22 protein-coding genes and 1 pseudogene are annotated in these 26,371 nt (G+C 71.2%); 9 read left to right on the forward strand and 14 right to left on the reverse strand.

Going from position 1 to position 26,371, the window contains the following annotated elements; translation table 11 throughout:
- The first annotated feature begins 25 nt into the window (after positions 1-25).
- The 6 genes from MVG78_RS02745 to paoC all read left to right on the forward strand — a co-directional run bounded on the left by MVG78_RS02745 (position 26) and on the right by paoC (position 7,691).
- Positions 26-1,522: a M81 family metallopeptidase gene (locus MVG78_RS02745; protein WP_428480796.1), complete on the forward strand. Its 1,497-nt coding sequence runs from the start codon at positions 26-28 to the stop codon at positions 1,520-1,522.
- A gap of 108 nt (positions 1,523-1,630) precedes the next feature.
- Positions 1,631-2,707 carry a dTDP-glucose 4,6-dehydratase gene (gene rfbB / locus MVG78_RS02750; RefSeq protein WP_247558010.1) on the forward strand — a complete coding sequence of 359 codons (1,077 nt, stop codon included), beginning with the start codon at positions 1,631-1,633 and terminating at the stop codon, positions 2,705-2,707.
- A 66-nt stretch (positions 2,708-2,773) separates the two neighbouring features.
- Positions 2,774-3,643 carry a glucose-1-phosphate thymidylyltransferase RfbA gene (rfbA, locus tag MVG78_RS02755; protein WP_247558011.1) on the forward strand — a complete coding sequence of 290 codons (870 nt, stop codon included), beginning with the start codon at positions 2,774-2,776 and terminating at the stop codon, positions 3,641-3,643.
- A gap of 239 nt (positions 3,644-3,882) precedes the next feature.
- Entirely contained in the window at positions 3,883-4,542 is a 660-nt protein-coding gene (paoA, locus tag MVG78_RS02760) for an aldehyde dehydrogenase iron-sulfur subunit PaoA (protein WP_247558013.1), read from the forward strand.
- A complete protein-coding gene (locus MVG78_RS02765) occupies positions 4,539-5,489 on the forward strand; it encodes an FAD binding domain-containing protein (RefSeq protein WP_247558015.1) in 951 nt (316 codons plus the stop codon). The genes paoA and MVG78_RS02765 overlap by 4 nt, the downstream gene beginning before the upstream one ends.
- 3 nt (positions 5,490-5,492) lie before the next feature.
- On the forward strand, positions 5,493-7,691 hold the full coding sequence (paoC, locus tag MVG78_RS02770; protein WP_247558017.1) for an aldehyde oxidoreductase molybdenum-binding subunit PaoC: 2,199 nt from the start codon (positions 5,493-5,495) through the stop codon (positions 7,689-7,691).
- Between the two features lie 25 nt (positions 7,692-7,716).
- On the opposite strand, the gene MVG78_RS02775 is transcribed toward paoC, so the two are convergent.
- Entirely contained in the window at positions 7,717-8,478 is a 762-nt protein-coding gene (locus tag MVG78_RS02775; RefSeq protein WP_247558019.1) for a short-chain dehydrogenase/reductase, read from the reverse strand.
- Positions 8,479-8,784: 306 nt separating this feature from the next.
- On the opposite strand from MVG78_RS02775, the gene rocF reads away from it, so the two are divergent.
- From rocF to MVG78_RS21455, 3 genes are all read left to right on the forward strand, one after another.
- A complete protein-coding gene (rocF, locus tag MVG78_RS02780; RefSeq protein WP_345892848.1) occupies positions 8,785-9,720 on the forward strand; it encodes an arginase in 936 nt (311 codons plus the stop codon).
- Between the two features lie 2 nt (positions 9,721-9,722).
- Complete coding sequence (locus MVG78_RS02785) at positions 9,723-10,763, forward strand: ornithine cyclodeaminase (protein WP_428480734.1); 1,041 nt, start codon at positions 9,723-9,725, stop codon at positions 10,761-10,763.
- A gap of 339 nt (positions 10,764-11,102) precedes the next feature.
- Positions 11,103-12,512, forward strand: coding sequence for an ATP-binding protein (locus MVG78_RS21455; RefSeq protein ID WP_282615040.1), 1,410 nt, complete (start codon positions 11,103-11,105; stop codon positions 12,510-12,512).
- Positions 12,513-12,593: 81 nt separating this feature from the next.
- Here MVG78_RS21455 and rpsO read toward each other — a convergent pair whose 3' ends face one another.
- From rpsO to rimP, 13 genes and pseudogenes are all read right to left on the reverse strand, one after another.
- Complete coding sequence (gene rpsO, locus MVG78_RS02795; protein ID WP_027281935.1) at positions 12,594-12,863, reverse strand: 30S ribosomal protein S15; 270 nt, start codon at positions 12,861-12,863, stop codon at positions 12,594-12,596.
- A 4-nt stretch (positions 12,864-12,867) separates the two neighbouring features.
- Positions 12,868-13,800, reverse strand: coding sequence for a tRNA pseudouridine(55) synthase TruB (gene truB, locus MVG78_RS02800; RefSeq protein WP_247560268.1), 933 nt, complete (start codon positions 13,798-13,800; stop codon positions 12,868-12,870).
- Between the two features lie 381 nt (positions 13,801-14,181).
- Positions 14,182-15,777: a hypothetical protein gene (locus MVG78_RS02805; RefSeq protein WP_247558023.1), complete on the reverse strand. Its 1,596-nt coding sequence runs from the start codon at positions 15,775-15,777 to the stop codon at positions 14,182-14,184.
- Positions 15,774-17,288, reverse strand: coding sequence for a glycosyltransferase family 4 protein (locus tag MVG78_RS02810; protein WP_247558025.1), 1,515 nt, complete (start codon positions 17,286-17,288; stop codon positions 15,774-15,776). The genes MVG78_RS02805 and MVG78_RS02810 overlap by 4 nt, the downstream gene beginning before the upstream one ends.
- Positions 17,285-18,817, reverse strand: a complete 1,533-nt coding sequence (locus MVG78_RS02815; RefSeq protein ID WP_247558027.1) for a glycosyltransferase family 4 protein — start codon at positions 18,815-18,817, stop codon at positions 17,285-17,287. Before MVG78_RS02815 ends, MVG78_RS02810 begins: the two co-directional genes overlap by 4 nt.
- A gap of 279 nt (positions 18,818-19,096) precedes the next feature.
- The gene (locus MVG78_RS02820) at positions 19,097-19,447 is read right to left on the reverse strand and encodes an acyl-CoA thioesterase (RefSeq protein ID WP_247560269.1); all 351 of its coding nucleotides are present in this window, start codon (positions 19,445-19,447) and stop codon (positions 19,097-19,099) included.
- A 47-nt stretch (positions 19,448-19,494) separates the two neighbouring features.
- A complete protein-coding gene (gene rbfA, locus MVG78_RS02825) occupies positions 19,495-19,875 on the reverse strand; it encodes a 30S ribosome-binding factor RbfA (RefSeq protein ID WP_247558029.1) in 381 nt (126 codons plus the stop codon).
- Between the two features lie 155 nt (positions 19,876-20,030).
- Entirely contained in the window at positions 20,031-21,947 is a 1,917-nt protein-coding gene (gene infB, locus MVG78_RS21905; RefSeq protein ID WP_428480797.1) for a translation initiation factor IF-2, read from the reverse strand.
- Positions 21,948-23,114: 1,167 nt separating this feature from the next.
- Positions 23,115-23,231 (reverse strand): annotated as a pseudogene (locus MVG78_RS21910) (hypothetical protein); the annotation flags it as partial.
- A gap of 31 nt (positions 23,232-23,262) precedes the next feature.
- Positions 23,263-23,541 (reverse strand): hypothetical protein, encoded by a 279-nt coding sequence (locus MVG78_RS21680; protein ID WP_345892849.1) that lies wholly within the window; start codon positions 23,539-23,541, stop codon positions 23,263-23,265.
- A 74-nt stretch (positions 23,542-23,615) separates the two neighbouring features.
- Positions 23,616-23,909: a DUF448 domain-containing protein gene (locus tag MVG78_RS21685; RefSeq protein WP_345892850.1), complete on the reverse strand. Its 294-nt coding sequence runs from the start codon at positions 23,907-23,909 to the stop codon at positions 23,616-23,618.
- 46 nt (positions 23,910-23,955) lie between these two features.
- The gene (gene nusA, locus MVG78_RS02840; RefSeq protein ID WP_247558031.1) at positions 23,956-25,551 is read right to left on the reverse strand and encodes a transcription termination factor NusA; all 1,596 of its coding nucleotides are present in this window, start codon (positions 25,549-25,551) and stop codon (positions 23,956-23,958) included.
- Between the two features lie 5 nt (positions 25,552-25,556).
- Complete coding sequence (rimP, locus tag MVG78_RS02845; protein WP_247558033.1) at positions 25,557-26,192, reverse strand: ribosome maturation factor RimP; 636 nt, start codon at positions 26,190-26,192, stop codon at positions 25,557-25,559.
- Positions 26,193-26,371: the final 179 nt, after the last annotated feature.

A 26,371-nucleotide genomic window follows, 5' to 3' on the forward strand; every position in this document is an offset into this window, starting at 1 on the left:
AGCGACGATCATGACCGGCAGACCCATCCGCATCGCGGTGCTGAAATTCTCGCACGAGACGGTGACCTTTCTTCCCTACGACACCACGGTGGCGGATTTCACCTATCCCGGCTCGCCCGCGCGGGGCGAGGCGTTGCTGCAGTCCGAACCGCGCTCCTATATCGGCGGCTTCGTGAAGCTGGCGCGCGAGCATGCGGGCGTGGAACTGGTGGGCATCGAATCGCCACTGGATCTGCGCGCGGGTTCCGGCTCCGGCTGGCTCACCACCGAATGCTTCGAGCATTTTGCCGGGCGCATGATCGCCGATCTCAGGGCGCAGGGTCCCTTCGACGGCGTCTATCTCTCGCTGCACGGGGCCATGGCGGTGCGCGGCGTGCCACGGCCGGAGGCGGAGCTGGCGCGGCGGGTGCGCGAGGTGGTGGGCCGGGATGTCTTCCTCGCCGCCACCTTCGACCCGCATGGCAACGAGGACGAGGAATTCCTCCGCCAGGCGGACATGGCCTTCACCGTGAAGTACTTCCCACATTACGATGCCCATTTGCAGGGCGAGCGGGCGGCGCGGATGCTGATCCGCGCGATCCGGGGCGACTACGCGCCGCGCCATGTGACGCTGAAGCTGCCCGTCATCTCCCCCACCGTGCTGCAATGGACCGGGGCCTCGCCCTGGATGGACCTCGTGCAGCGCGCCCTGGTCTGGGAGGCACGGGAGCCGGATGCCTATGTGAATGTCTTCTTCGGCTTCCCCTGGGCCGATGTGCCGGATGCGGGCATGACCTTCCAGGTGATCACCAACGGCAGGCCGGACCTGGCGGAACGCATCGCGCGCGACATGGCGCGCTTCGCCTGGCGGCAGCGGGAGGCCCTGCTCGGCAGCACGCGCATCCACCGGATCGGCGAGGGCGTGGCGCTGGCGAAGCAGGCCGTGGCCGAGGGCAGGACGCCGGTGGTGCTGGCCGACCACAGCGACCGCTCCGGCTACGCCACCTGGCTGCTGCGGGAGATCATGGCGCAGGGGCTGCGGAAGACCCTCGTCGCCACGGTGGCGGATGCCCCGGCGGTGGAGGCGCTGCTGGCTAGCGGCGTGAAGCCCGGCGATGCCTTCGACATGGAGATCGGCGGCAGGGTCGAGGATTCCGCCGGCGATCCGGTGCGGGTGCGGGGCGTGGTGCAGGCGGTGACCAGGGGCCTGCGCGAGAACCGGGACGATCAGTGGGTGCAGATCCGTTTCGGGGAAGACAATGTGCTGGTGCTGACCCCCTTCCTGACACAGATCATGGAGCCGGCCTCCCTGCGCGGGATCGGGCTGGACCCGGACGGATTCGACGTGATCGCCATCAAGTCCCGCGTGCATTTCCGGCGCGGCTTCCACGACACCGGCTTCGCCCCGGCCATCCTGCTGGTGGAGCCCGACCAGCCCTTCCTCGGCACGGTGCGGCTGGACGGGCTGCGCTATGAGAATCTCGATCTCCGGTCCTTCTACCCCTATGGACATCCCCATGGGGAGCCTGCCTTCGAGGCTTAGCCCGCCGCCCGTGCCGTGATGGACGGGGCGGAATGGTTCTGCTAGCGATCCGGGAATCGTCGCGGCGCATGGGACGGCCAGCGCCCCCCGGAGAAGGATGGAGCCCGCTTGGCCAAGAGATTCCTTGTCACGGGCGGCGCGGGCTTCATCGGCTCGGCGGTGGCACGGCGGCTGATCCGCGAGACGCCGCACCGCGTGCTGGTGGTGGACAAGCTGACCTATGCGGGCAACCTCGCTTCGCTGGCGCCGGTGGCGGACGACCCGCGCTTCCGCTTCCTACGGGCCGACATCGCCGATGCCGCGGCGATGCGCGCCGCCATGGCGGAGTTCCGGCCCGATGTGGTGATGCACCTCGCCGCCGAGAGCCATGTGGACCGTTCCATCGACGGGCCGGGCGAGTTCGTCCAGACCAACGTGGTCGGCACCTTCACCCTGTTGCAGGCGGCGCTGGAACACTGGCGCGGCCTGCCGGGTGCGGAACGGGACGGCTTCCGCTTCCACCATGTCTCGACCGACGAGGTCTTCGGCTCGCTGGGCGAGGACGGCCTGTTCCGCGAGGACACGCCCTATGACCCGCGCTCGCCCTATTCCGCTTCCAAGGCGGCCTCGGATCATTTCGTGCGGGCCTGGCACCACACCTACGGGCTGCCGGTGGTGGTCACCAACTGCTCCAACAACTACGGCCCCTACCACTTCCCCGAGAAGCTGATCCCGCTCACCATCCTCAACGCGCTGGAGGGCCGGCCCCTGCCGGTCTATGGGCGCGGCGAGAATGTGCGCGACTGGCTCTATGTCGAGGACCATGCCGCGGCACTGATCCTGGTGGCGGAGCGTGGCGTGCCGGGCGACAGCTACAATATCGGCGGCCACAACGAGCGGCGGAACATCGAGGTGGTGCGCGCCATCTGCGCCCTGCTGGACGAAATGGCGCCGAAGCTCGACGCGCCGCGCGAGAGCCTGATCACCTTCGTCACCGACCGGCCCGGCCATGACCTGCGCTATGCCATCGATGCGGGGAAGATCGAGCGCGAGCTGGGCTGGCGCCCGGCCGAGAGCTTCGAGAGCGGGCTGCGCCGCACGGTGCGCTGGTATCTCGGCAACCGCGGCTGGTGGGAAGCCGTGCGCTCCGGCGCCTATCGCGGCGAGCGGCTGGGTCTCGAAGGGACGGGCCTGGCGGCGGGCTGAGCCGGCGGTGATTCCGCCACGGAACGGCGCGCGGAATCACGGGGAAACGGAAACGGGGACACGGGCATGAAGGGCATCATCCTGGCGGGCGGCAGCGGCACGCGGCTGCATCCGATGACGCATGTCACGTCGAAGCAGCTTCTGCCCGTCTATGACAAGCCGATGATCTACTATCCCCTGACCACGCTGATGCTGGCCGGGGTGCGCGACATCCTGCTGATCTCCACCCCCGCCGACCTGCCGCGCTTCCGCGAATTGCTGGGCGACGGCTCGGAATGGGGCATCCGCCTGTCCTATGCCGAGCAGCCGAAGCCGGACGGGCTCGCCCAGGCCTATATCATCGGCGCGGATTTCGTGGCGGGCGGGCCCTCCATGCTGATCCTGGGCGACAACATCTTCTATGGCGACGGGCTACCGGCCATGCTGCAGCAGGCCAGCGCCCGCCTCGCCGGTGCCAATGTCTTCGCCTACCGCGTCAGCGATCCGGAGCGTTACGGCGTGGTGGAATTCGACGCCAGCAACCGCGCCCTTTCGATTGAGGAGAAGCCGGCGAAGCCCCGCTCCAACTGGGCGGTCACCGGCCTCTATGTCTATGACGGCGAGGTGGTGGAGATCGCGCGCGGCCTCAAGCCCTCGCCGCGTGGAGAGCTGGAGATCACCGACGTCAACCGCGCCTATCTGGAGCGCGGGCGGCTGGAGGTGGAGCTGATGGGGCGCGGCTTCGCCTGGCTGGACACGGGCACGCCGGACACGCTGCTGGAGGCGGCGGAGTTCATGCGCGCCCTGGAGAAGCGCCAGGGCTTCAAGATCGCCTGCCCCGAGGAGGTCGCCTTCAACCTCGGCTGGATCGATGCCGGGCAGCTCCGTCTGCTGGGGCACCGGCTGGAGAAGAGCAGCTACGGCCGCTACCTGCTGCGGATCGCCGACGGGGAATAGCCCTTCCGGGAGGCCCGGCGCCACCCACCATGGCGCCCGTGCCGCCGAAATCGCCTCCGGTCCGCAGCCCCGCGCGCCCGGCGGCGTTCTGTTCCGCGTGGCCAGGCGGGCATGCCATCGGGGCACGCCATCCCGTCCTGTCCATGCGGTGATCCCGATCACGGATGTTTGCCCGGCCATGACCTTGCCGGCCCCCGGTCCGGTGTCACCTGCCCCGTTCCAGCGTGGAGGTAAGGACGATGCCCCCTCTTCATGACCCGCGCCTCCCCAGGCGCGACCTGCTGATCGGCACGGCCGCCGTCTCGGTCGCTGGCATCGCGGGCGGGCATGCGGCACCGGCCCCAGCCGGCCCGGCCGCTGTTCCGTCCCAGGGTCCGGACGCCCCCGCCATGGCCAGGCTGTCCCTCACCGTCAATGGCCAGGCCCGGGAACTGGAGCTCGACACCCGCACCACGCTGCTGGACGCGTTGCGGGAGCACCTGCACCTGACCGGCAGCAAGAAGGGCTGCGACCATGGCCAGTGCGGCGCCTGCACCGTGCTGGTGGAAGGACGGCGCATCAATGCCTGCCTGACGCTGGCGGTGATGCATGACGGTGACAGCATCACCACCATCGAGGGGCTGGGCTCGCCGGAGCGGATGCATCCGATGCAGTCCGCCTTCGTGAAGCACGATGGCTACCAGTGCGGCTATTGCACGCCCGGGCAGATCTGCTCCTCGGTCGCCATGCTGGAGGAGATCAAGGCGGGCATTCCCAGCCATGTGACGGGTGATCTCGGCGCGCCGGTGAAGCTGGGCAACGAGGAGATCCGCGAGCGGATGAGCGGCAACATCTGCCGCTGCGGCGCCTATTCCAACATCGTCGAGGCCATCACCGAAGTGGCGGGAGAGCGGGCATGAGGCCCTTCACCTATGAGCGGGCGGCGACCCCCGCCGCCGCGGCCGCCGCGGCAGCCAGCCATCCCGGCGCGCGCTTCATCGCGGGCGGCACCAACCTGCTCGATCTCATGAAGCTGCAGATCGAGACGCCCGCGCATCTGATCGACGTGAACCGGCTCGGCCTGGACCGGATCGAGCCGACGCCGGAAGGTGGCCTGCGGATCGGCGCGCTGGTGCGCAACACCGATCTCGCGGCGGATGCGCGCGTGCGGCGCGATTATGCCGTGCTGACCCGCGCCCTGGTGGCCGGCGCCTCCGGACAGTTGCGCAACAAGGCCACCACGGCCGGCAACCTGCTGCAACGGACGCGCTGCCCGTATTTCTACGACACCAATATGCCCTGCAACAAACGCCATCCCGGCAGCGGCTGCTCCGCCATCGGCGGCTTCAGCCGCCACAATGCGGTGCTGGGCGTCAGCGATGCCTGCATCGCCACGCATCCGAGCGACATGGCCGTGGCCATGCGCGTGCTCGACGCCGTGGTGGAGACGGTGAAAGCGGATGGCACGGCGCGCGCCATCCCCATCGCCGCGTTCCATCGCCTGCCCGGCGACACGCCGCAGATCGAGACGGCGCTGGAGCCGGGCGAACTGATCACCGCCGTCACCCTGCCGCCACCAGCGGGCGGCGTGCAGATCTACCGCAAGGTGCGCGACCGCGCCTCCTATGCCTTCGCCCTGGTTTCCGTCGCGGCGGTCGTGCAGCGGGATGGCAGTGGCCGCGTCGCCCTGGGTGGCGTGGCGCACAAGCCCTGGCGTGTCGAGGCGGCCGAGGCCGAGTTGCCGCGCGGCGCGAAGCCGGCGGCCGAGGCCCTGCTCGCCGGTGCCAGGACCACCCATGACAATGCCTTCAAGCTGCCACTGGCGGAGCGGGTGCTCGCCGTGGTTCTGGCGGAAGCGAGGGCCTGAGCGATGCGCTTCGACACCCCGGCCACCACCAATCCGATCGACCGGCTCCAGGTCGTCGGCCAGCCGCTCGACCGCATCGACGGGCCACTGAAGACCACCGGCCGTGCGCCCTATGCCTATGAGCGCCACGACGTGGTGCCGGACCAGGCCTATGGCTGGATCGTGGGCAGCGCCATCGCCAAGGGGCGCATCCGCTCCATGGACCTGCACGCCGCACGGGCCGCGCCCGGCGTGATCGCCATCGTCACGCATGAGAATGCGGGGCCCCTCGGCAAGGGCGATCGTAACGTAGCCCGTCTGCTGGGCGGGCCGGAGATCCAGCACTACCACCAGGCCATCGCCCTGGTGGTGGCCGGAAGCTTCGAGCAGGCGCGCGCCGCCGCCGCGTTGCTGCGCGTGGAATACGAGGCGTCGGACGGGCGGTTCGACCTCGCGGCGGCCAGGGCCGCCGGACTCGGCCCATCGGAGGATTCCCCCGACAGGACGGTCGGCGATTTCGCGCAGGCCTTCGACGCGGCACCGGTCCGGCTCGACGAGACCTACAGCACGCCCGACCAGTCCCATGCGATGATGGAGCCGCATGCGACCATCGCCGCCTGGGATGGCGACCGGGTGGATGTCTGGCTGTCCAATCAGATGATCGCCTGGACCACCGGCGACCTGGCGAAGACCCTCGGCATCCCGAGGGAGAAGGTGCGGCTGCGCTCGCCCTATATCGGCGGCGGCTTCGGCGGCAAGCTCTTCCTGCGCGCCGATACGCTGCTGGCCGTGCTGGGCGCGCGGGCGGCGGGGCGGCCGGTCAAGGTGGCGCTGCAACGGCCGCTGGTCGCCAACAACACCACGCACCGGCCGGCGACCATCCAGCGCATCCGCATCGGCGCCACGCGTGACGGGAAGATCACCGCCATCGGGCATGAAAGCTGGTCGGGCAATCTGCCGGACGGCAAGCCGGAGGAGGCGGTGCAGCAGACGGAACTGCTCTATGCCGGCGCCAACCGGCTGACCGGCCTGCGGCTGGCGGGGCTGGACCTGCCGGAAGGCAATGCCATGCGCGCCCCGGGCGAGGCGCCGGGGATGATGGCGCTGGAGATCGCGATGGACGAGATGGCCGAGAAGCTCGGCCTCGATCCCGTCGAATTCCGCGTCCTGAACGACACCCAGGTCGATCCGTCGCATCCCGGCCGTCCCTTCTCCAAGCGGCAACTGGTCGAATGCCTGCGCCTCGGTGCCGGGCGCTTCGGCTGGGACCGGCGTGATCCCCGGCCCGGCCAGCGGCGCGAGGGCCGCTGGCTGGTGGGCATGGGCATGGCGGCCGGCTTCCGCAACAGCCTGCTGATGAAGTCCGGCGCCCGGGTCCGGCTGGACCGCCAGGGCCGGGTGACGGTCGAGAGCGACATGACCGATATCGGCACCGGCAGCTACACCATCATGGCGCAGACCGCCGCCGAGATGATGGGCGTGCCCATCGGCGACGTGACCGTGCGCCTGGGCGATTCCAGCTTCCCCGTCTCGGCCGGTTCAGGGGGGCAATGGGGTGCCAACAACGCCACCTCCGGCGTCTATGCCGCCTGCGTCAGGCTGCGCGAGGCGGTGGCGCAGAAGGCGGGCTTCAACGCGGGCGATGCGGTCTTCGCCGGGGGCGCGGTGCGGGCGGGCAACCGCAGCGTGCCGCTGTCCGATGCGGCGCGGGATGGCGAGCTGGTCGCCGAGGATGCCATCGAATACGGCGATCTCGGCAAGCGCTATCAGCAATCGACCTTCGCCGGGCATTTCGTCGAGCTGGGCGTCGATGCCGCGACCGGCGAGACGCGCATCCGCCGGATGCTGGCGGTCTGCGCGGCGGGCCGCATCCTCAACCCGAAATCCGCCCGTTCCCAGGTGATCGGCGCCATGACCATGGGTGTGGGCGCGGCTCTGATGGAGGCGCTGGAGGTGGACAAGCGGCACGGCTTCTTCGCCAACCACGATCTCGCCAGCTACGAGGTGCCGGTGCATGCCGACATCCCGCATCAGGATGTCGTCTTCCTGGATGAGACCGACCCGATCTCCTCGCCGATGAAGGCCAAGGGCGTGGGCGAGCTCGGCCTCTGCGGCGTCGGCGCGGCGGTGGCCAATGCCATCCACAACGCCACCGGGCTGCGGGTGCGCGACTACCCCATCACCCTCGACAAGCTGATCGACCGGCTGCCCCCGCCGGTCTGACAGGCTCGGCGTTGGCGGCCCCGTCCTACCCGCCCCCGTTGATGGTGAGGATCGTGCCGGAGGTGTAGCCGGAGCGCGGGCTGGCCAGGAAGGCCACGGCATTGGCGATCTCCTCCGGCTGGGCTGGGCGGCCGAAGGGGAGGTTGCGGAACAGTTCCCGCCAGCGCTCCGCATCGCCCAGTTCCAGTTGGGCGCGGTGCCGGGCCATGGTCTCGTTCCGCTCCGTCGCCGTGGCGCCGGGGTTGATGCCGACGACCCGGATGCCATCCGCCGGTCCGGAACGCCCCAGCGCGCGGGTAAGGGCCATCAGCGCGGCATTGCCGGTGGCGCCCGCGATATAGTCGGGCGGAAAGCTTTCCCCGGCCTGTCCGATGATGTTCACGATCACACCGCCGCCACGCGCCTTCATGCCCGGATAGGCCGCCCGGCAAAGGGAGATGAAGCCGAAGACCTTCAGGTCCCAGGCGGCGCGCCAGGTGGCATCGTCCACGCGCAGCAGGTTGCCGGGCGGGATGGCGCCGGCATTGTTCACCAGGATATCGATCCCGCCGGCGGCCGTGGCGACGCGCTGTGCCTCCGCATCCGTGGCCAGATCCGCCGGCAGCGCCTCGGCCGAGACCTGGTACCGCTGGCGCAACGCTTCCGCCAGCCCGGACAGGGCCCCGGCATCACGCGCGGTCAGCACGAGGTCGCAGCCCTCCGCCGCCAGGAGCTCGGCCACGGCGCGGCCGATGCCGCGCGAGGCACCGGTGACCAGGGCCCGCCTGCCCCGCAGTTCCAGATCCATCGTTCCGCCTTCCTCCTGCCGCCGCCTGGCGCCGGGGCGCCTCCCTCGGCCACACGGGCCGTAAACATCCCCGGCCCGAAAGGCAGGACGATATCGGAGATGCCCGGATGCCGCGCCAGCCGCCGTCGCGGATTCTTCATCCGGGCGCCGCAGCGGCCAGGGGCGGGAACTGGCAATCTGCGCGGCCCGGGCTGTCACTCTGTCCAGGCCACGGGGCATTTCTGGCAGGCTGCGTGGTTCGATCCGCCAGCACGATCGCCTATGCAGGGGCCAGGACGGAGGATGAAGCAGGCGGGTGTCGGACACGTGACGGATTCGAGCAGGATTTGCGTTCTGACCGGAGCGGCGGTCGATGAGGGCGCCGGCCGCCCCGGCTGCGAGATGGGGCCGAGCGCCTTCCGCGTCGCCGGGATCGGCGCCGCCCTGGCGCAACTCGGCTATGCCGTGCGCGACAACGGCAACCTCGCGCCCTCCCCCATCGCGGTCGAGCCGCATCCCAACCCGGCCATCCGCCACCTGCCGGAGATCGCGGCCTGGACGGCGGCGCTGGACGAGGCTGCCTTCGCAGCGAGCGGCGAGGGCTTCGCGATCTTCCTGGGCGGGGACCATAGCCTGTCCGCCGGCACCATCGCCGGCATGAGCCGCCGCGCCGCGGCGGAGGGGCGCTCGCTCTTCGTCCTGTGGCTCGACGCGCATCCGGATTTCCACACGCTGGACAGCACGGTCAGCGGCAACCTGCATGGCGTCGGCATGGCCTATGCCACCGGCCGGACGGGCTTCGCGGGGCATATGCCGCCGCTGCGGGCGCCGGTCGATCCGCGCAACGTCTGCATGATCGGCCTGCGCAGCGTCGATCCGCCGGAACGCATGGCGCTGCGCGAGGCGGGCGTCACGGTGCACGACATGCGCGCGCTCGACGAATCCGGCGTGGCGGCACCGCTGCGCGCCTTCCTGGAACGTGTCGAGGCCGCGAACGGCATCCTGCATGTGAGCCTGGATGTCGATTTCCTCGATCCTTCCATCGCGCCCGCCGTCGGTACCACCGTGCCCGGCGGCGCCACCTTCCGCGAGGCGCATCTGATCATGGAGATGGTCCATGACAGCGGCCTGGCCCGCAGCCTCGATCTCGTGGAGCTGAACCCTTTCCTCGACGAACGCGGCCGCACCGCGCTGCTGATGGTCGATCTCGCCGCCAGCCTGCTGGGCCGCAGCATCTTCGACCGCCCGACCCGGAGCTTCTGACCATGCAGGACCGGCTCAACATCGTCCCCTTCGTCAGCGTGGACAACATGATGAAGCTGGTGCTCGCCACCGGCATCGAGCGCTTCCTGGCCGAGCTGGCCGCGGCGATCGAGGAGGACTTCCGGCGCTGGGAGCTGTTCGACAAGACGCCGCGCATCGCCTCCCACAGCGCCGAGGGCGTGATCGAGCTGATGCCGACCAGTGACGGCACCACCTATGGCTTCAAGTATGTCAACGGCCATCCCAAGAACACGCGCGAGGGGCGGCAGACCGTCACCGCCTTCGGCGTGCTGGCGGATGTCGGCAACGGCTATCCGATGCTGCTGACGGAGATGACCATCCTCACCGCGCTGCGCACCGCCGCCACCTCCGCCCTCGCCGCGAAATACCTGGCGCCGAAGGATGCGCGGGTGATGGCGGTGATCGGCAATGGCGCGCAGGCGGAGTTCCAGGCCATGGCCTTCCGGACCATGCTGGGTGTCGATCAGCTCCGCCTTTACGACATCGACCGCGCCGCCACGGAGAAATGCATCCGCAACCTCGCGGGCTTCGGCTTCGGCATCACCGCCTGCGGCAGCGCGGCGGAGGCGGTGCAGGGCGCGCAGATCGTCACCACCGTGACGGCGGACAAGCAGAACGCCACCATCCTGACGGACAACCTCGTCGGGCGCGGCATCCACATCAACGGCGTCGGCGGCGACTGCCCGGGCAAGACCGAGATGCATCCCGACATCCTCCTGCGCTCCGACATCTTCGTCGAATATCCGCCGCAGACGCGCATCGAGGGGGAGATCCAGCAGCTTCCCGCCGACCATCCGGTGACGGAGCTCTGGCAGGTGATCGCCGGCCATGCCGAGGGCCGCCGCGGCGCTGACCAGATCACCCTCTTCGATTCCGTCGGCTTCGCCATCGAGGATTTCTCCGCCCTGCGCTATGTCCGCGCCCGGATCGAGGGCACGGGCTTCTTCGAGGAGCTGGACCTCCTGGCCGATCCGGACGAGCCGCGCGACCTCTTCGGCATGCTGCTGCGCGCGCAGGGGTAGCGGCACCGGAGGACCGGCACGGAAGCCGGTCCCCGGTCCGGTGTCCTCCGGCCGCGCGGCCGCGCGGCCGCTCCCCGCGCGATCCTGCCCGGAACGCTCCCGGATGGTGCCTTCCGCCGGGGATGGCAGGGAAAGGGGCAGGGCAAAGCCCCGCCCTGGCCGTTTCCCGGTCGGGGCCACAAGGGGGCCACAGATTTCGCCGGATTTTCAAATATGGGCTCTGGGCCATGCCCGGCGGAAGCCCCACTCTGGCGGGATGGCTGGAGCGGACAGGCCCTTTTCCGCCCGGCCGCGGCGAAATTCGCTCAGGCCACGCGTGACGAAGGCAGGTCCGGACCGATGACCAGGCAGTTCCTCCTGACTTGTGCGATCGGCGCCATGCCCGCGCTGTGCCTGCTGCTGATGGGCCTGTCGGGCGCGGCGGGCTGGTCGCCGGTCGTCTGGTCCCTGCTGCTCACCGCCGCGGCTTCCGCCGTCCTGGCCGGGGCCGCGCTCTGGATGCTCGACCGGCTGGCCGAGGCGTTGCGCGCCGCCGCGACCGGCACCGCCCTGTCCCTGCCGCCGATGCGCCTGTTGCGGGAGGTCGCGGAGGCGCTGGGCCGCCTGACCCGCGACCTGGCCGAGAGCGGCGCGCTGGTGGGGCGCCTGCGCGCGGCGGATGCGGCGATCGTGGAGGCCCTGCCGGACCCGCTGCTGATCCTGGGCGCGGACCGCCAGCCGCTGCGGGCCAATGCCGCCGCCCGGACTCTGTTCGGCAGCAGCACCGGCGACCCGTTGCCCGGCGACCAATGGCCCGGCGATCTCTGGGCCCTGCTGCGCCATCCGGTGCTGGCCGGGGCGGTGGACCGGGCCCTGCAGGAAGGGGCGCCGCAGGCCAGCGACCTGACCCTGCCGGCCCCGGTCTTCCGGGACCTGGTGGCGCAGGTGATCCCGCTCGACCCGCCGCTTTCCGATGGTGGGCGGCTGCTGATCCTGCTTTCCGACCGGACGCGGGACCGGGCGGTGGAACGGATGCGGGCGGATTTCGTCGCCAATGCCAGCCATGAGCTGCGCACGCCACTGGCCAGCCTGATCGGTTTCATCGAGACCCTGCGCGGCCCCGCCGAGGACGATGCCGAGGCACGGCACCACTTCCTGGGCATCATGGCGGAACAGGCGGAGCGCATGCGGCGCCTGATCGACGACCTGCTGGGCCTGACCCGGATCGAGATTTCCGAGCACCAGCCGCCGGCGGGGCAGGTGGATCTGGCGGTGCTGGCGCGGGCCGAGACGGAGGCGCTGGCGCCGATCCTGGCGCTGCGGAAGACACGGCTGCGGCTGGAGCTGGAGCCCGCCCTCGCCCGGCCCGCCGACCAGGACCAACTGGCCCAGGTGCTGCGCAACCTCGTCGAGAATGCCGTGCGCTATGGCCGGGAGGGCGGCGAGGTGCGCGTCGCCACCGGCACGGCGGAGGGTGGCGTGTTCCTACGGGTGAGCGATGACGGGCCGGGGATCGCGCGCGAGCACATCCCGCGCCTGACCGAGCGTTTCTACCGGGTGGACAAGGGCCGCTCCCGGCATGTCGGCGGCACCGGACTGGGCCTCGCCATCGTCAAGCACGTGGTCAACCGCCATCGCGGGCGGCTGGCGATCGAGAGCGTGGTGGGAGAGGGAGCCAGCTTCAGGGTCTGGCTGCCGGGCGTCCCGGCGCCGTATACCGGGCTCGAACGCCTGCCGGGGCGGCGCGAGCTTTCCGTGCGGGAAGCCTGAGGCGGAAAAGGGCCAGGGGCCGGGCCCCTGGGAGCGAGGAGCCCGCGGAAGGCCGCCGGAGCGGCCCCCCGCGGGAATTCCTCAGCGGCGCAGGCCGAGGCGGCCGATCAGGCTCTCGTAGCGGGCCTGGTCCTTGCGCTTCACATAGTCCAGCAGGCCACGGCGCTGGCCGACGAGGACCAGGAGGCCACGACGGCTGTGGAAGTCCTTGGCGTGGGTCTTCAGGTGCTCCGTGAGGTTGGAGATGCGCTCCGACAGGATCGCGACCTGGACCTCGGGGGAGCCCGTGTCGCCGGGCTTCGTGGCATACTCGGAAATCAGCGCGGTGCGGCGCTCGGCAGTGATCGACATCGGTTCAACCTTCTGTCTGGTCGTGGACGGGTTCGCTCCGGATCAGCCAGCGCTCGGGACGGACGAGACCGTCCTTGAGCATCGCCAGCCCCACCAGGCGCCCCCCCGTCACCACGCGCACCAGGCCCCCTTCGAGGTTGGCGCCGTCGGGAACCCGGCCCATGAACTCGACCAGGGAGATGTCCTGGCCGAAGGAAAGGCGGGCGGCCTCCGCTTCGGTCACGGCCAGAGCCGGGATGTCGGCCAGCGCGGTCATGACGGGAAGAAGAAGATCCGGGGAAGGGGGCGGGGCATCGCCCGTAACGGTCACGCTGTCAAGCGAAACCGCGTGCGACTCCCGGAAGGGACCCACGCGCAGGCGGCGCAGCGTGGCGATATGCCCGACCGTGCCCACCGCGCGGGCGAGGTCGCGGGCGAGCGAGCGCATATAGACGCCCTTGCCGCTCTCCACCGCGAAGATCGCGGTGTCGGCATCGGGGCGGGCGATCAGCTCGAACTTGTCCACCCGGGCCGGGCGCGGCATCAGCACCGGCGCCGCGCCCTCGCGCGCCAGGTCATAGGCGCGCTGCCCGTCCACCTTGATGGCGGAATAGGCGGGCGGGACCTGCATGATCTCGCCACGGAACTGCGGCAGGGCGGCCTGGATCTCCTCGTCCGTCGGGCGGACATCGCTGGTCGCGGTCACCTGCCCGTCGGCATCGTCCGTGTCGCGCGCCTCGCCGAAGCGCAGGGTGAAGTGATAGGCCTTGGTGCCGTCCATCACATAGGGGACGGTCTTGGTGGCCGAGCCGAAGGCCACCGGCAGCAGCCCGGTCGCCAGCGGGTCCAGCGTCCCGCCATGCCCGGCCTTCTGCGCGTTGAAGGCGCGCTTGACGCGGTTCACCACCTCGGTGCTGCCGATGCCCGAGGGCTTGTCGATGATCAGCCAGCCATCCAGCGGCCGGCCCTTGGGCTTGCGGTGGCCATGCCGCCCCCCGGGGCGGCCCCCTTCCCGCGGCGGTCGCCTTGGCGCTCCCCTGGGCGCTCCCCCGCCTGGCGATCATGGGGCCGCTCGCCATGAGTCTCGCGCTGCGGCTCCTGATGCTCGCCTGCCATGCCCTGCTGTCCTCTTGGTGCCTCGACGCATGGCTACAGCGGTTCCCGTTTCCGGCGGAACGGAAATCACGGCGGCTCACACGGCGATGAGTGGAGTTCCGGTGCCCGCCGGAAGCCACAAGGCCCCGGCCGGGCGAAGCGCGGCGTCTAGCACGCTTCGGGGCACGGGGAAGAGGGCCCGCGACCGGGAAGGTGGCATGTGCCGGAAGCCGGGCCGCCGCCCTCAGCGGCGGGGCACCGGCGGCAGAAGGTCGTTGTGCTCGCGGCTGCAGAAGACGCGCGGCATCCAGCAGGGCTGCCCGAGGCGCCACCGCGCCGCGTAGCGCCGGGGCGGCGACAGCGCCGCCTCGCCGGGCGGCGGCACCGCCCAGTCCAGCGTGCCCAGGAAGGGCTGCCGCAGCGCGAAGACGCGGATGCCACCCGGGATGGGGATCAGGCGGATGTCATGGACGTTGCGCAGCCGCCGTCCCTCGTCCAGCAGGATGGCGTCGCCGAAATAGGAGGCATCGAAACCCGGGGCCGGCCCCTCGTAGCGGAGCATCCGGGCGGGTGCGGTGGCGGGAACCTCCACCGGCACGAGTTGCAGGCAGAGCACCGGTAGCGAGGCCAGCAGCGCCAGCGGCGCCAGCGGAAAGGCCGGGGCGCGCCGCCAGAGCAGCAGGTCGCGCAGCAGCAGGAAGGCCATCAGGCCGAAGCCCGGCATGGCCCATTTCCAGTAATGCACGTTGTTGAAGCGCCAGAGCCCGACCGGCAGCAGGTCCACATAGGACAAATAGAGCAGCGAATGCGCGACCAGGAGCAGGCCGAGCAGGCGGGCGGCGGCGCCATGCCGCCAGGCGACGGCGAGGCCGCCCAGGGCCAGGGCCATGTAGGGCGCCTGCCGCATCAGCCCCTCGCCCTCGCCGAACCAGGGGCGCGGATCGACCAGGAGGGTATAGGCCTTCCAGCCCAGGCCCTGGACGGTGAAGCCCAGGCCCTGCGAGTGCAGCATGTAGTCGCTGGGCGCGAGGCCATAGATCCGCGCATGCAGCAGCGCATAGGGCACCACCGCCAGCAGCCCGCCCAGCACGAGCCATAGCACCAGCCGCAACAGGTCGCGGCCGCGTTCCGTCCAGGGGCGGCGGCCGGTGCCGAAGAGGTCGTGCAGCACCACCGCCAGCAGGCAGAGGGCGGACAGCAGGGCCTCGGTCGGGCGGAACAGGGGGATGGCGGCGGCCAGGAAGCCGATCAGCAGCGGGCGCCGCCGCATGCCGCCGCCATGGGCGCCCCCCCGGATGCCCCCTTGGCCGAAATGGGCGGCGATCATGGCCAGCAGGAGCCAGAGCAGGGCGGCCACCGGACTCGTGTTCCAGGGCAGCACCCATTGGGCGAAGATCAGCCGGCTGCTGGCCACGCTGGCGACGAAAACGAGGCTGCCCCAGGCAGCAGGGATGCCCAGACGCCGGGCGAAGGCCAGGAAGCCGGCGTAGCAGCCGAGCAGCGAGAGCAGGTCCACGGCGAAGAAGGCGTGATCCCGGCTCAGCCAGACAAAGGGCGCCGCCACCGCCGCATAGCCCAGCGGATACCAGTGCTGCGCCGGGTCGAAATTCCCCCGCGCGAGGGCGGTGGCGCTGCGCAGGTAGTGGCCCTGGTCCCACCAGCCCCACCATCCCTCGGGAAACTGCGCCGAGCCGCCGGGCACAGCGGGGTCGGCGGCATAGCGCCAGAGATACAGGGCCGTGAGCAGCAGGGCGCCGAGCACCGGCAGGGCAAGGTGCAGCCGGGTACGGCGGGGGGTGTCGCGGGACGGCAGGCCGGCCACCGGGGCGGCGGCGCTCAAAGCTCCGCCTCCTCGGCTTCCAGACGCGCCATGGTCTCGCGGATGGCATCGGCGCTGTCGGACCAGGGGACATGGCGGAACTCGCGGGCGACGCGCTCGCGCCATTCCTCCAGCCCCTGCGGGTCCTCGATCACCGCGCGGATCGTGGCACAGGCATCGTCCAGGTCGTCCGGGTCGAAGTAGCGCGCCAGCGCCCCCCCGGCCTCCGGCAGCGAGGTCCGGTCCGAGGCGATGCAGGGCCGCCCCAGCGCCAGGCTCTCGCTCACCGGCAGGCCCCAGCCTTCATAGAAGGAGGGGTAGAGGGTGAAGCGGCAGTCACGGTAGAGGGCGAGAAGCTCCTCGTCGGACGGATCGCGCACCAGCCGGATCTTGCCGCCGAGCCATTCGGCGTTCTCCAACTGCTGCATCAGGTCGGCCACCAGCCAGCCGACGCGCCCGGCGAAGACCAGGGTGGGCACCTGCTCGCGCGGCATCTCGCCCAGCAGGCGGCGCCAGACGCGGAACAGCAACGCATGGTTCTTGCGCGCCTCCAGCGTGGAAACGAAAAGCACGTAGCTGCCGGGTTCCGGCAGGTCGGACGCGGCGGCGCCCGCTCCGGCCACCGCATTCCCGGATGAGGCCATGGGAAGCGCCGCGATGCCGAGGCCGGTGCCCATCGGCACGGGCCGCACCGGCCTGGGTAGATCGAGGCCGATCTCCTGCGCCCAGCGGGTCACGTCCTCGGCCGTCGCGCGGCTGTTGGCGAAGATCTGGTCGGCCAGCGGCAGCACGCCGCGATGCCAGGCAATGAAGGAGATGATCACCCCCCGGTCGCACCATTCCGGCCGGCGGATGGGGATCAGATCGTGGATCAGCAGGGCGAAGCGCATCCGCAGGTCGTCGCGCAGCCAGCGCACGGTCTGGCCGTAGTCGTTGATGAACCAGGGGGAGCCCAGCACGAGCAGGCTGTCGCCGGGCCGCGCCACCTGTTCCAGCGGTACGCCCTCCTCGAAACGCAACTGGCTCGCCGTCTTTCCGGCCAGGTGCCGCCGGCGCAGGCGCCGCCGCGTCAGTTCCAAGGCCTCCGCACCGGCCACGGCGGGCAGGCGCAGCAGTTCCCGCAGCGCGGCGCCCTGGAGGCGCAGCCCGGATGCGAGCAGCGCCCGGACATCCGGCTCCGCCCCATGCCCCATGCCGTCGTCGCGGGCCGCCCGTTCCACGCCTGGCCGCGCCGCTGTGGTGGAGGCCGGAGCGATGATTCGCCCGAAAGCCGATTCGATCTGCCGCCAGGAGACGGTGTCCAGCTGCCGGGGGCCGGAACGGCGCACGAAGCGCACCCGCCCCGCCCCGGCATCCGCGCCATGCAGGGCGCGACAGATCTCGAAGGTGACGCGCTGGATGCCACTGGGGCGCACGCCGGACTCGAAATACTGGACGAGATCGCCGATCTCGACCCAGATCGTGGAAGGCGCCTCCGCGTCCGGGGCCTGGCTGTTCATGATGGCGGGGCTGCTCGTGCCGGGGGCGCTCATGCGGACTGGTCCTGCTGGGCGGGCCCGGCGGCCTGCGCGGGCGGGGCCAGGACCCCTTCCAGGATGGCATCGGCGCTGTCGGACCAGGGGACATGGCGGAACTCGCGGGCGACGCGCTCTCGCCATTCCTCCAGCCCCTGCGGGTCCTCGATCACCGCGCGGATCGTGGCACAGGCATCGTCCAGGTCGTCCGGGTCGAAGTAGCGCGCCAGCGCCCCGGCCTCCGGCAGCGAGGTCCGGTCCGAGGCGATGCAGGGCCGCCCCAGCGCCAGGCTCTCGCTCACCGGCAGGCCCCAGCCTTCGAACAGTGAAGGAAACAGGGTGAAGCGGCAGCCACGGTAGAGGGCGAGAAGCTCCTCGTCGGACGGATCGCGCACCAGCCGGATCTTGCCGCCGAGCCATTCGGCGTTCTCCAACTGCTGCATCAGGTCGGCCACCAGCCAGCCGACGCGCCCGGCGAAGACCAGGGTGGGCACCTGCTCGCGCGGCATCTCGCTCAGCAGACGGCGCCAGACGCGGAACAGCAGCGCATGGTTCTTGCGCGCCTCCAGCGTCGAGACGAAAAGCACGTAGCTGCCCGGGCGCGGCAGGCCGCGCGGCCGCGCCGAGGCCAGCCGGTCGGCCTGCCCCGCAAGGCCGAAGCCGGTGCCGATGGGGATCGGCCGCACAGGTGCTTCCAGCACGAGGCCGGTCTCGGCGGCATAGGCTTCCACGTCATGGGCGGTGGCATGGCTGATGGCCATCAGCCGGGGGCATTCCGGCAGCACCGTCTCCACCCAGTGGCGGAAGCTCCGCACCAGATCGCGGGCACACCATTCGGGGCGGCGCAGCGGGATCAGGTCATAGAGCAGCAGGGCTGGCCGCAGCCCGTGGCGCTGCCGCAGCCGCCGCAGCAGCCCGGCATAATCCGTATGCACCCAGGCAGCGCCCAGGATCAGGAAGACATCGCCTGGCTGCGCCCGCAGGGAGGAAGCGGGCATAACAGCCACCCCAGGCTCCACGGGCGATGGGGCGGCCATGGAGGCGGCTGGCACCCCGGCGGAGAGAGCGCCGCCCTGCCGCCGGTTCCGCCACAGGGCGAGGCCGCGGCGGCCGGTCCGCAGCACGTTCATCTGCAGCACGGCCGCCTGCAGCAGGGCTTCCGAGGTTCGCGGCGGCAGCTTCTGCAGGCGGTGGATCAGGCCGAAGCGCAGGCGCTGCAAGAATGGCCTGCCCCGGCGAACGCGCAGCGCGAGCTGGCGGCGCGGCGGCAAGGATGACACCGGATTCCCGCCATGGCCGGCGGACAGGTGCCCGAACAGCGCGGCGACCTCGGCAAAGGGGACCTCCCGCAGGAGATCCGGCCCGGCATCGTGGCGGACGAAGGCGATCCGTGGCGCATCCGGCTGCCTCGCCGCCCGCTCCGGCAGCACACGCAGGATCTCGAAGACCAGGCGCTGGATGCCGCTGGGGCGCGGATTGGCGAGGGCGTACTGGAAGAGGTCTTCGACATCGACCCAGAGGGTACGGCGCACAGGCTCGGGGGGCATGGAAACTGGGACCATTGTCGGTATCCGGAACTCTACCTCGAATGCCCCGGTCCGCCCTCGGCGTGCCGGGTCGCGTTACGCCTTCCGTCCGGACCCAGGGTGGATCGCGGACAGCAAAGCGGCGTCAGGGCGCCCGGTTTCTTTCCCCATTTTGTTGCATCGGCATCGCCTTCTGGTTTCGCGGAGTGCCCGCCAATGCGCAAGCCCGGCCGGGGTTTTCCGGATGGCTGGATGCTTCACGGGAACGAGTGCGGCATGGAAGCCGCAGCCCGGCGCGTGTCAGCCCGCGTCGGCACCCTCGGCCGGCACGGGGCGCGGGCGGCCTTCCTCGTCCAGCGCCACGAAGGTGAAGACCGCCTCGGTCACCCGGTTGCGGTCCTCGCTGTGCCGCTCCCGCCGCCAGGCCTCCACCCGGATGCGGAGCGAGGTGCGGCCCACCGAGAGGATCTGCGCGTAGAGGCTCACCTCGTCGCCCACCTTCACCGGGGAATGGAAGCTGATCGCCTCCACCGCCACGGTGGCGCAGCGGCCGCGGGCACGGCGGGCGGCGGCGTTGCCGGCCGCGAGGTCCATCTGCGCCATCAGCCAGCCGCCGAAAATGTCGCCCGACGGGTTGGTGTCGGCCGGCATGGCGATGGTGCGGATGAGGGGCGCGGCCTCGGGCGGCAACGGGTTTTTCACGGCTCTTCCTTCTCCTCGCCCTCGGCGGCATCGTCCACCGGGTGCAGGTCGCGGGCCACCTCGGGCCGGCGCATCAGGGCGTCGATGCGCATGGCATGATCCAACGCCGTATCGGCCTGGAAATGCAATTCCGGCGCCGCGCGCAGCCGCACCGCCTTGGCCACCTGGGTCCGCAGGAAGGGCTGGGAACGCTTCAGCGCGTCCAGCAGCTCCTTGTCCGCCGTCTGCCCGAGCCGGGACACGAAGACCGTCATGTGCTTCAGGTCAGGGGAGGCGCGGACCTCCGTCACCGTGACCCGCGCGGCGGCCAGTTCCGGGTCGCGCACATCGCCGCGCGCCAGTACGGCCGCCAGGGCGTGGCGGATTTCCTCGGCCACCCGAAGCTGGCGCTGGGAGGGGGCGGCCTCCGCCCCCTTCTCTCGGCTCGCTTGCTCATCTCTCGTTCCCGCACTCTCAAAAACATCGAGGCCCCCGCGGTGTCCCGCGGAGGCCCCATTTCGTCCGGACGGCCCCTGGAGGGGGCCGGGGCGGATCAGTCGGCCGCCACGGTCTCCGTCTCGTAGCACTCGATCTGGTCGCCGACGCGGATGTCGTTGTAGTTCGCGAAGGACATGCCGCACTCGTAGCCGTTGGTGACTTCCTTCACGTCGTCCTTGAAGCGGCGCAGCGTGGACAGGGTGCCCTGGTGGATCACCACGCCGTCGCGCAACAGGCGGACGCCCGCGCCACGCTTCACCACACCCTCGGTCACGCGGCAGCCTGCGATGTTGCCGAGACGCTTGACCTCGAAGACCTGCAGGATCTGCGCGTAGCCCAGGAACTTCTCGCGCTGGATCGGGGCGAGCTTGCCCTTGACCAGCTTCTCGATGTCGTCGGCCACCTCGTAGATGATCGAGTAGTAGCGGATCTCCACGCCCTCGCGCTGCGCCAGCTCCCGCGCCTGGGTCGTGGCGCGGACGTTGAAGGCCACCACCACGGCATCGGACGCCTTGGCGAGCTGGATGTCGCTCTCGGTGATCTGGCCCACGCCGCTGTGCAGCACGCGCACCTTCACCTCGTCGCGGCTGAGCTTGCCGAGCGTCACGCCGAGCGCCTCGGCCGAGCCCTGCACGTCCGCCTTGACGACGACCGCCACCTCCTTCTGCTCGCCCGCCTGGATGCGGGCCAGCATGTCGTTCAGCGTGCCGCGGCTCGCGCTCAGCGCGGCGGCCTGCTTCTCGCGGGCCTGGCGCTGGCGGAACTCGGAGATCTCCTTCGCCCGGCCCTCATCCTCGACGGCGACGAAATTCTCGCCGGCCGAGGGGACGCCCGAAAGGCCCAGGATCTCCACCGGCAGGGAGGGCGGCGCCTCCTTCACATTGCGCGACTTGTCGTCGATCAGCGCGCGGACGCGGCCCCATTCGGTGCCGGCCACGACGATGTCGCCCTGGCGCAGCGTGCCCTTCTGGACCAGCACGGTGGCCACCGGGCCGCGGCCCTTGTCCAGCTTGGACTCGATCACCGTGCCCTCGCCGGCGCGGTCCGGGTTGGCGCGCAGGTCCAGCACCTCGGCCTGCAGGGAGATCGCCTCCAGCAGCTTGTCGAGGTTGGTGCCCTTGAGCGCGGAGACCTCGATCTCCTGCGTCTCGCCGCCCAGGCTCTCCACCACGACCTCGTGCTGCAGCAGCTCGTTGCGCACGCGCTCGGGGTTCACGCCCGGCTTGTCGATCTTGTTGACCGCCACGATCATCGGCACGTTGGCCGCGCGGGCATGGCGGATCGCCTCGACCGTCTGGGGCATGACGCCGTCATCGGCCGCCACCACCAGCACCACCATGTCCGTCACCGAGGCGCCGCGGGCGCGCATGGCCGTGAAGGCCTCGTGGCCCGGGGTATCGATGAAGGTGACCTTGGAGCCGTCCGGCACCGTGATCTGGTAGGCGCCGATATGCTGCGTGATGCCGCCGGCCTCGCGCGCCGCCACGTCGGTCTTGCGCAGCGCGTCCAGCAGCGAGGTCTTGCCGTGATCGACATGGCCCATGATGGTCACGACCGGCGGACGGGGCAGCAGATCCTCGTCCTGGTCGACCGCGCCCTCCAGGCCCAGCTCCACGTCGCTTTCCGAGACGCGGCGCGGACGGTGGCCGAACTCGGTCACCACCAGCTCCGCCGTGTCGGCATCGATGGACTGGGTCAGGGTCGCCATCACGCCCATGCGGAACAGCGCCTTCACCACCTCGCCGCCACGGGCGGCCATGCGGTTCGCCAGTTCCTGCACGGTGATGACGTCGGGGATGGTGACGTCGCGGACGACCTTCACCCCATCCGAGCGCAGGCGCGCCAGCTCCGCCTGCCGCCGCTCGCGCTCACGGGCGCGGCGGACGGAGGCCAGGGAGCGGGAACGGTCGTCCTCACCCTCGATGGCGGCCTGGACGTCGATCCGGCCCTCGCGGCGCCGGTCGGCGCCCACGGGGGGCTTGCGCGCCGGGGGCGCCGCCGGGCGGCGGGCCGCCGGAGCGGTGGAAGGCCCGGCACGGCGCGACGGGGCGCGGCGATCGGTTTCCTCGATGGCGGGGGCGCCGCTGGCGATCGGCAGGCGAGGCGCACCGGCACCCGCGCCGCCACCAGGGCCACGCGCGCCATAACCACCACCGGCACCGCCGGGGCCACCCGAACGCGCGCCATAGCCGCCACCGGCACCGCCGGGGCCACCCGAACGCGCACCGTAGCCGCCACCGGCACCACCGCCGGGGCCACCCGAACGCGCACCGTAGCCGCCACCGGCACCACCGCCGGGGCCGCCCGAACGCGCACCATAGCCGCCGCCGGCACCACCGCCGGGGCCGCCCGAGCGGGCGCCATAGCCGCCACCGGCACCGCCGGGGCCACCCGAACGCGCGCCATAGCCGCCACCGGCACCGCCGGGGCCACCCGAACGCGCGCCATAGCCGCCACCGGCACCGCCGGGGCCACCCGAACGCGCGCCGTAGCCGCCACCGGCACCGCCGGGGCCACCCGAACGCGCACCATAGCCACCGCCCGCGCCGCCATCACGGTCGCGGCCGAAATCACGGGCCGGGCGCTCATCACGAGCGGGCCGGTCGTCGCGGGGCCGTTCCTCGCGGACCGGCGGGCGCGCCTGGACCGGGGCCGCAGCCGGAGCGGCCGGAGCAGGCGCGGCGGGCGCCGGCTGCTCGGGCTGCGGCGGTGCGGCGGCCACCGCGGCACGGCGGCGGGATTCCTCCTCGGCAGCACGCCGGGAGGCTTCCTCGGCGGCCCGCTTCGCTTCCTCGGCGGCCCGGCGCTGCGCCTCCTCCTCGGCGGCCCGGCGCTGGGCTTCCTCGGCGGCCGAGCGGATCGCCAGGGCCTGGCGCTCACGCTCCTCACGCTGCCGCTGGGCCTCCAGGCGGCGCTGCTCCTCCAGCACGCGCAGGCGGTTGGCCTGCTCGCCCTGGGTCAGCGGCCGGCCGGCTTGCGGCGCACCGCCGCCACCGCGCGAACCCGAACCCGAGCGCGCGGCGCCGCCGGAGCGGCCACCCGGCGCGGCGCCGGGCCGGGCCGGGCCCGTCGCGGCCACCGGTGCGGGGGCCGGGGTCCGCTTCTTCACCACCTCGACCTGCACGGTCTTGGAACGGCCATGGCTGAAGGACTGGCGCACGCTGCCCGCCGCTTCCGTCTTGCCGAGTTCCATCCGTCCGCCGGGCCGCAGGCTCAGCCGCCCCTTGGCCGCGTCCTGCTCGTTCCCGTCGCCCATCGGCCCGCCATCTGTACCCGTCGTATTCTTTTCAGCCACGCACACTCTCCACGGCGCTGATGAAGCCGCCCAGACGGGCCGCCTCTCGCGCGATCTCCTGGGCCAACCGGCCCTTTGCGACCGCCACGTGCACCGCGTGGTCGCGTCCGAAAATTCCCCCCAGCTCCGCCGCCGTCAGGGCGGCGAAGACCGGGATGTCCCTGGCCCCGACCAGCCGCGAGCGTTCCGCCGCGCTGCCATCGGAAGCCTGCGCCACCAGGCCGGCCCGGCCGGCCTGCAGCCATTCACGCGCCTGCTGGAAGCCGCACACGGCCTGACCCGCACGCCGCGCGAAACCCAGAAGGTCCCGCAGGCGCTGCCTCAGGCCAGCCTCGATCCGTGCATTCAGGTCGGGGGAGGGTTGACCGGCCCACGGGCCGCCCTGGCAAAGGCCGCGCGCTTGAGCGCGGCTTCTAGCACATCGGCCCGCGCGCTCAACCACATTCCCCGCCCAGGCAGCCGTTCGGCCAGGTCAGGAACGAGTTCCCGACCTGGACCGATGACAAACCGGATCATGCTTTCCTTCGGGAGGCTCTCGCGCGTCACGACACAGCGGCGCAGCGGTCCCTTCTCCTCGGGATCGGGTTGCCCCATCTCCGCCGGCGGCAGGCCGGACGGATCGCCGGAGGGCGCCTGCATGGCACCCTCGGCGTCGGGCCGGCCCGTTATGACATCGCGTGTGTCATCATGGTTCGGTACGGGTGGCGTTGTCTGTCTCCTCACCGGAATTTCCGGCACCGGCGTGGTCGGCCGCCTCGGCGGCCCCTTCCTCGCCCTCGAACCAGTGCTGGCGCGCCGCCATGATGATGGCGTTCGCCGTCTCTTCGTCGATGCTGTCCTCGCCCAGGATCTCGACCAGTTCGTCCGAGGCGAGGTCGCCCAGGTCGTCGAGCGTCTTGATGCCCTTCTCGCCGAGGGTCACGAGCGTCGCAGGGCTGAAGCCGCCGACCTCGGCCACGGCATCGTCCACGCCCAGGGCGCGGCGCTTGTCGTCCAGCTCCTGGTCGCGGCTTTCCAGCCAGGCATGGCCACGGCGCTTCAGCTCCTGGGCCACGGTCTCGTCGAAGCCCTCGATCTCGGCCAGTTCCTCGTCCGGGGCGTCCACGACCTCCTCGATCGTGGTGAAGCCCTCGGTGACCAGCAGGCCGGCGATCACGTCGTCCACGTCCAGCCCATCGACGAAGAGGCTGGTGCGCTTGCGGAACTCCTCCTGCCGGCGCTCGCTCTCCTCGGTCTCCGTCTGGATGTCGATGTCGAAGCGCGTGAGCTGGGAGGCGAGGCGCACGTTCTGGCCACGGCGCCCGATGGCCAGCGAAAGCTGGTCATCCGGCACCACGACTTCAACCCGGCGCCCCTCATCGTCCAGCACCACCTTGGTCACCTCGGCCGGGGCCAGGGCGTTCACCAGGAAGGTCGCGGGGTCGCCGGACCAGGGGATGATGTCGATGCGCTCGCCCTGCAGCTCCGCCACCACGGCCTGCACGCGCGATCCGCGCATGCCGACGCAGGCGCCGACCGGGTCGATGGAGCTGTCGCGGCTGATCACCGCCATCTTGGCGCGCGAGCCCGGGTCGCGGGCCACGGCCTTGATCTCGATGATGCCGTCGTAGATCTCCGGCACCTCCTGGGCGAAGAGCTTGGCCAGGAAGCCGGGATGGGTGCGGGAGAGGAAGATCTGCGGACCGCGCGTCTCCTCCCGCACGTCGTAGATATAGGCGCGCACCCGGTCGCCGTTGCGGAAAGCCTCGCGCGGGATGGTCTCGTCGCGGCGCAGCAGCGCCTCCGCCCGGCCGAGATCGACCATCAGGTTGCCGTATTCGGTGCGCTTGACCACACCGTTGATGATCTCGCCGACGCGGTCCTTGTACTCGTCGAACTGCTTCTTGCGCTCGACCTCCCGCACCCGCTGCACGATCACCTGCTTGGCGGTCTGGGCGGCGATGCGGCCGAAGTCGATCGGCGGCAGCGGATCGACGATGAACTGCCCCGCCTCGATCTCCGGCTGGAACTTGCGCGCGATCCGGAGCGGGATCTGCGTCTCCTCGTTCTCGACCGTGTCGGCGTCCACCACCTCGGTCCAGCGGGACAGCTTCACCTCGCCGGAGCGGCGGTCGATGGTGGCGCGGATGTCCTTCTCCGCGCCGTACTTGGCGCGGCCGGCCTTCTGGATGGCCTGCTCCATGGCCTCCAGCACCTCATCGCGCTCGATCATCTTCTCGCGCGCGACGGCGTCGGCCACCTGCAGCAGTTCGGGGCGAAGGACGGAGGCGTCCAGAGCCATTGGCGTCAGTTCCTCTTCGCGTGCGGCTTGCGGCGCGGCTGCTCGTCCGCCTCTTCGGCGTCCCCGGCCTCGCCCGCCGTTTCCGCCGCCGTGGCGGCGATCAACTCGTCGGTCAGCACCAGCTTGGCGCGGCGGATGGTGTCGCGCGGGATCACCGCCTCGCCACCCTCGTCCAGCCGGAGCTTCACCTCATTCTCGTCCGCCGCCAGGATACGGCCCTTCCAGCGCCGGCGCCCGTCCTGCGGCACCAGCAGTTCCACCGTGGCGACATGCCCGGCGAAGCGGAGCCAGTCCTTGGTGCGCGTCAGCGGCCGGTCGATGCCGGCGGAGGAAACCTCGAGGTTCCATTCGCCGGTGAAAGGGTCCTCGACATCCAGCACGGCGCCGACCGCGTGGCTGATCGCCTCGCAATCCTCGACGCCGATCAGCGCGCCATCGGCCCGGTCGGCCATGATCTGCACCGTGGGCGTCCGCGTCCCGCTGACCTGCACGCGCACCAGCTCATAGCCCATGCCGGCCAGCGTGGGCTCCACCGCGCGCGCCAGACGCGCCTCCAGGCCACCGGTCAGATCGGGCGTACCCGGGGCGGTGTCGCTGGCGGTGTCGTCACTCTCGCGGTCGTCGGTGTCGGGCTTCGGCAATAAAAAAAGGCGGCCCGTGAAGGCCACCCCCCTGAAAACGGCGGATTGTCTCGCGAGGGATTTAGTGCCGTGGGACAGGGGAAGCAAGAGGATTCCACAGGAGGCCGGAAAGCCGGGCGGGCGGGGCCCCGGCACGCGCGGCGGCGAAGGGGCGGTTGCGGCCCGGGGAGCCCGTCGAT

It is taken from the genome of Roseomonas gilardii subsp. gilardii, assembly GCF_023078375.1.
Lineage (GTDB): Bacteria > Pseudomonadota > Alphaproteobacteria > Acetobacterales > Acetobacteraceae > Roseomonas > Roseomonas gilardii.

Coding starts and splice junctions, on each gene's coding strand:
- paoC (WP_247558017.1), top strand. CDS start 5,493: ATGCGCTTCGACACCCCGGCCACCACCAATCCGATCGACCGGCTCCAG.
- MVG78_RS21685 (WP_345892850.1), bottom strand. CDS start 23,909: ATGCAGGCGCCCTCCGGCGATCCGTCCGGCCTGCCGCCGGCGGAGATG.
- MVG78_RS02815 (WP_247558027.1), bottom strand. CDS start 18,817: ATGCCCCCCGAGCCTGTGCGCCGTACCCTCTGGGTCGATGTCGAAGAC.
- rfbA (WP_247558011.1), top strand. CDS start 2,774: ATGAAGGGCATCATCCTGGCGGGCGGCAGCGGCACGCGGCTGCATCCG.
- rpsO (WP_027281935.1), bottom strand. CDS start 12,863: ATGTCGATCACTGCCGAGCGCCGCACCGCGCTGATTTCCGAGTATGCC.
- MVG78_RS02785 (WP_428480734.1), top strand. CDS start 9,723: ATGCAGGACCGGCTCAACATCGTCCCCTTCGTCAGCGTGGACAACATG.
- nusA (WP_247558031.1), bottom strand. CDS start 25,551: ATGGCTCTGGACGCCTCCGTCCTTCGCCCCGAACTGCTGCAGGTGGCC.
- MVG78_RS02820 (WP_247560269.1), bottom strand. CDS start 19,447: ATGCCGGCCGACACCAACCCGTCGGGCGACATTTTCGGCGGCTGGCTG.
- MVG78_RS21455 (WP_282615040.1), top strand. CDS start 11,103: ATGACCAGGCAGTTCCTCCTGACTTGTGCGATCGGCGCCATGCCCGCG.
- paoA (WP_247558013.1), top strand. CDS start 3,883: ATGCCCCCTCTTCATGACCCGCGCCTCCCCAGGCGCGACCTGCTGATC.
- MVG78_RS02765 (WP_247558015.1), top strand. CDS start 4,539: ATGAGGCCCTTCACCTATGAGCGGGCGGCGACCCCCGCCGCCGCGGCC.
- MVG78_RS02775 (WP_247558019.1), bottom strand. CDS start 8,478: ATGGATCTGGAACTGCGGGGCAGGCGGGCCCTGGTCACCGGTGCCTCG.
- MVG78_RS02810 (WP_247558025.1), bottom strand. CDS start 17,288: ATGAGCGCCCCCGGCACGAGCAGCCCCGCCATCATGAACAGCCAGGCC.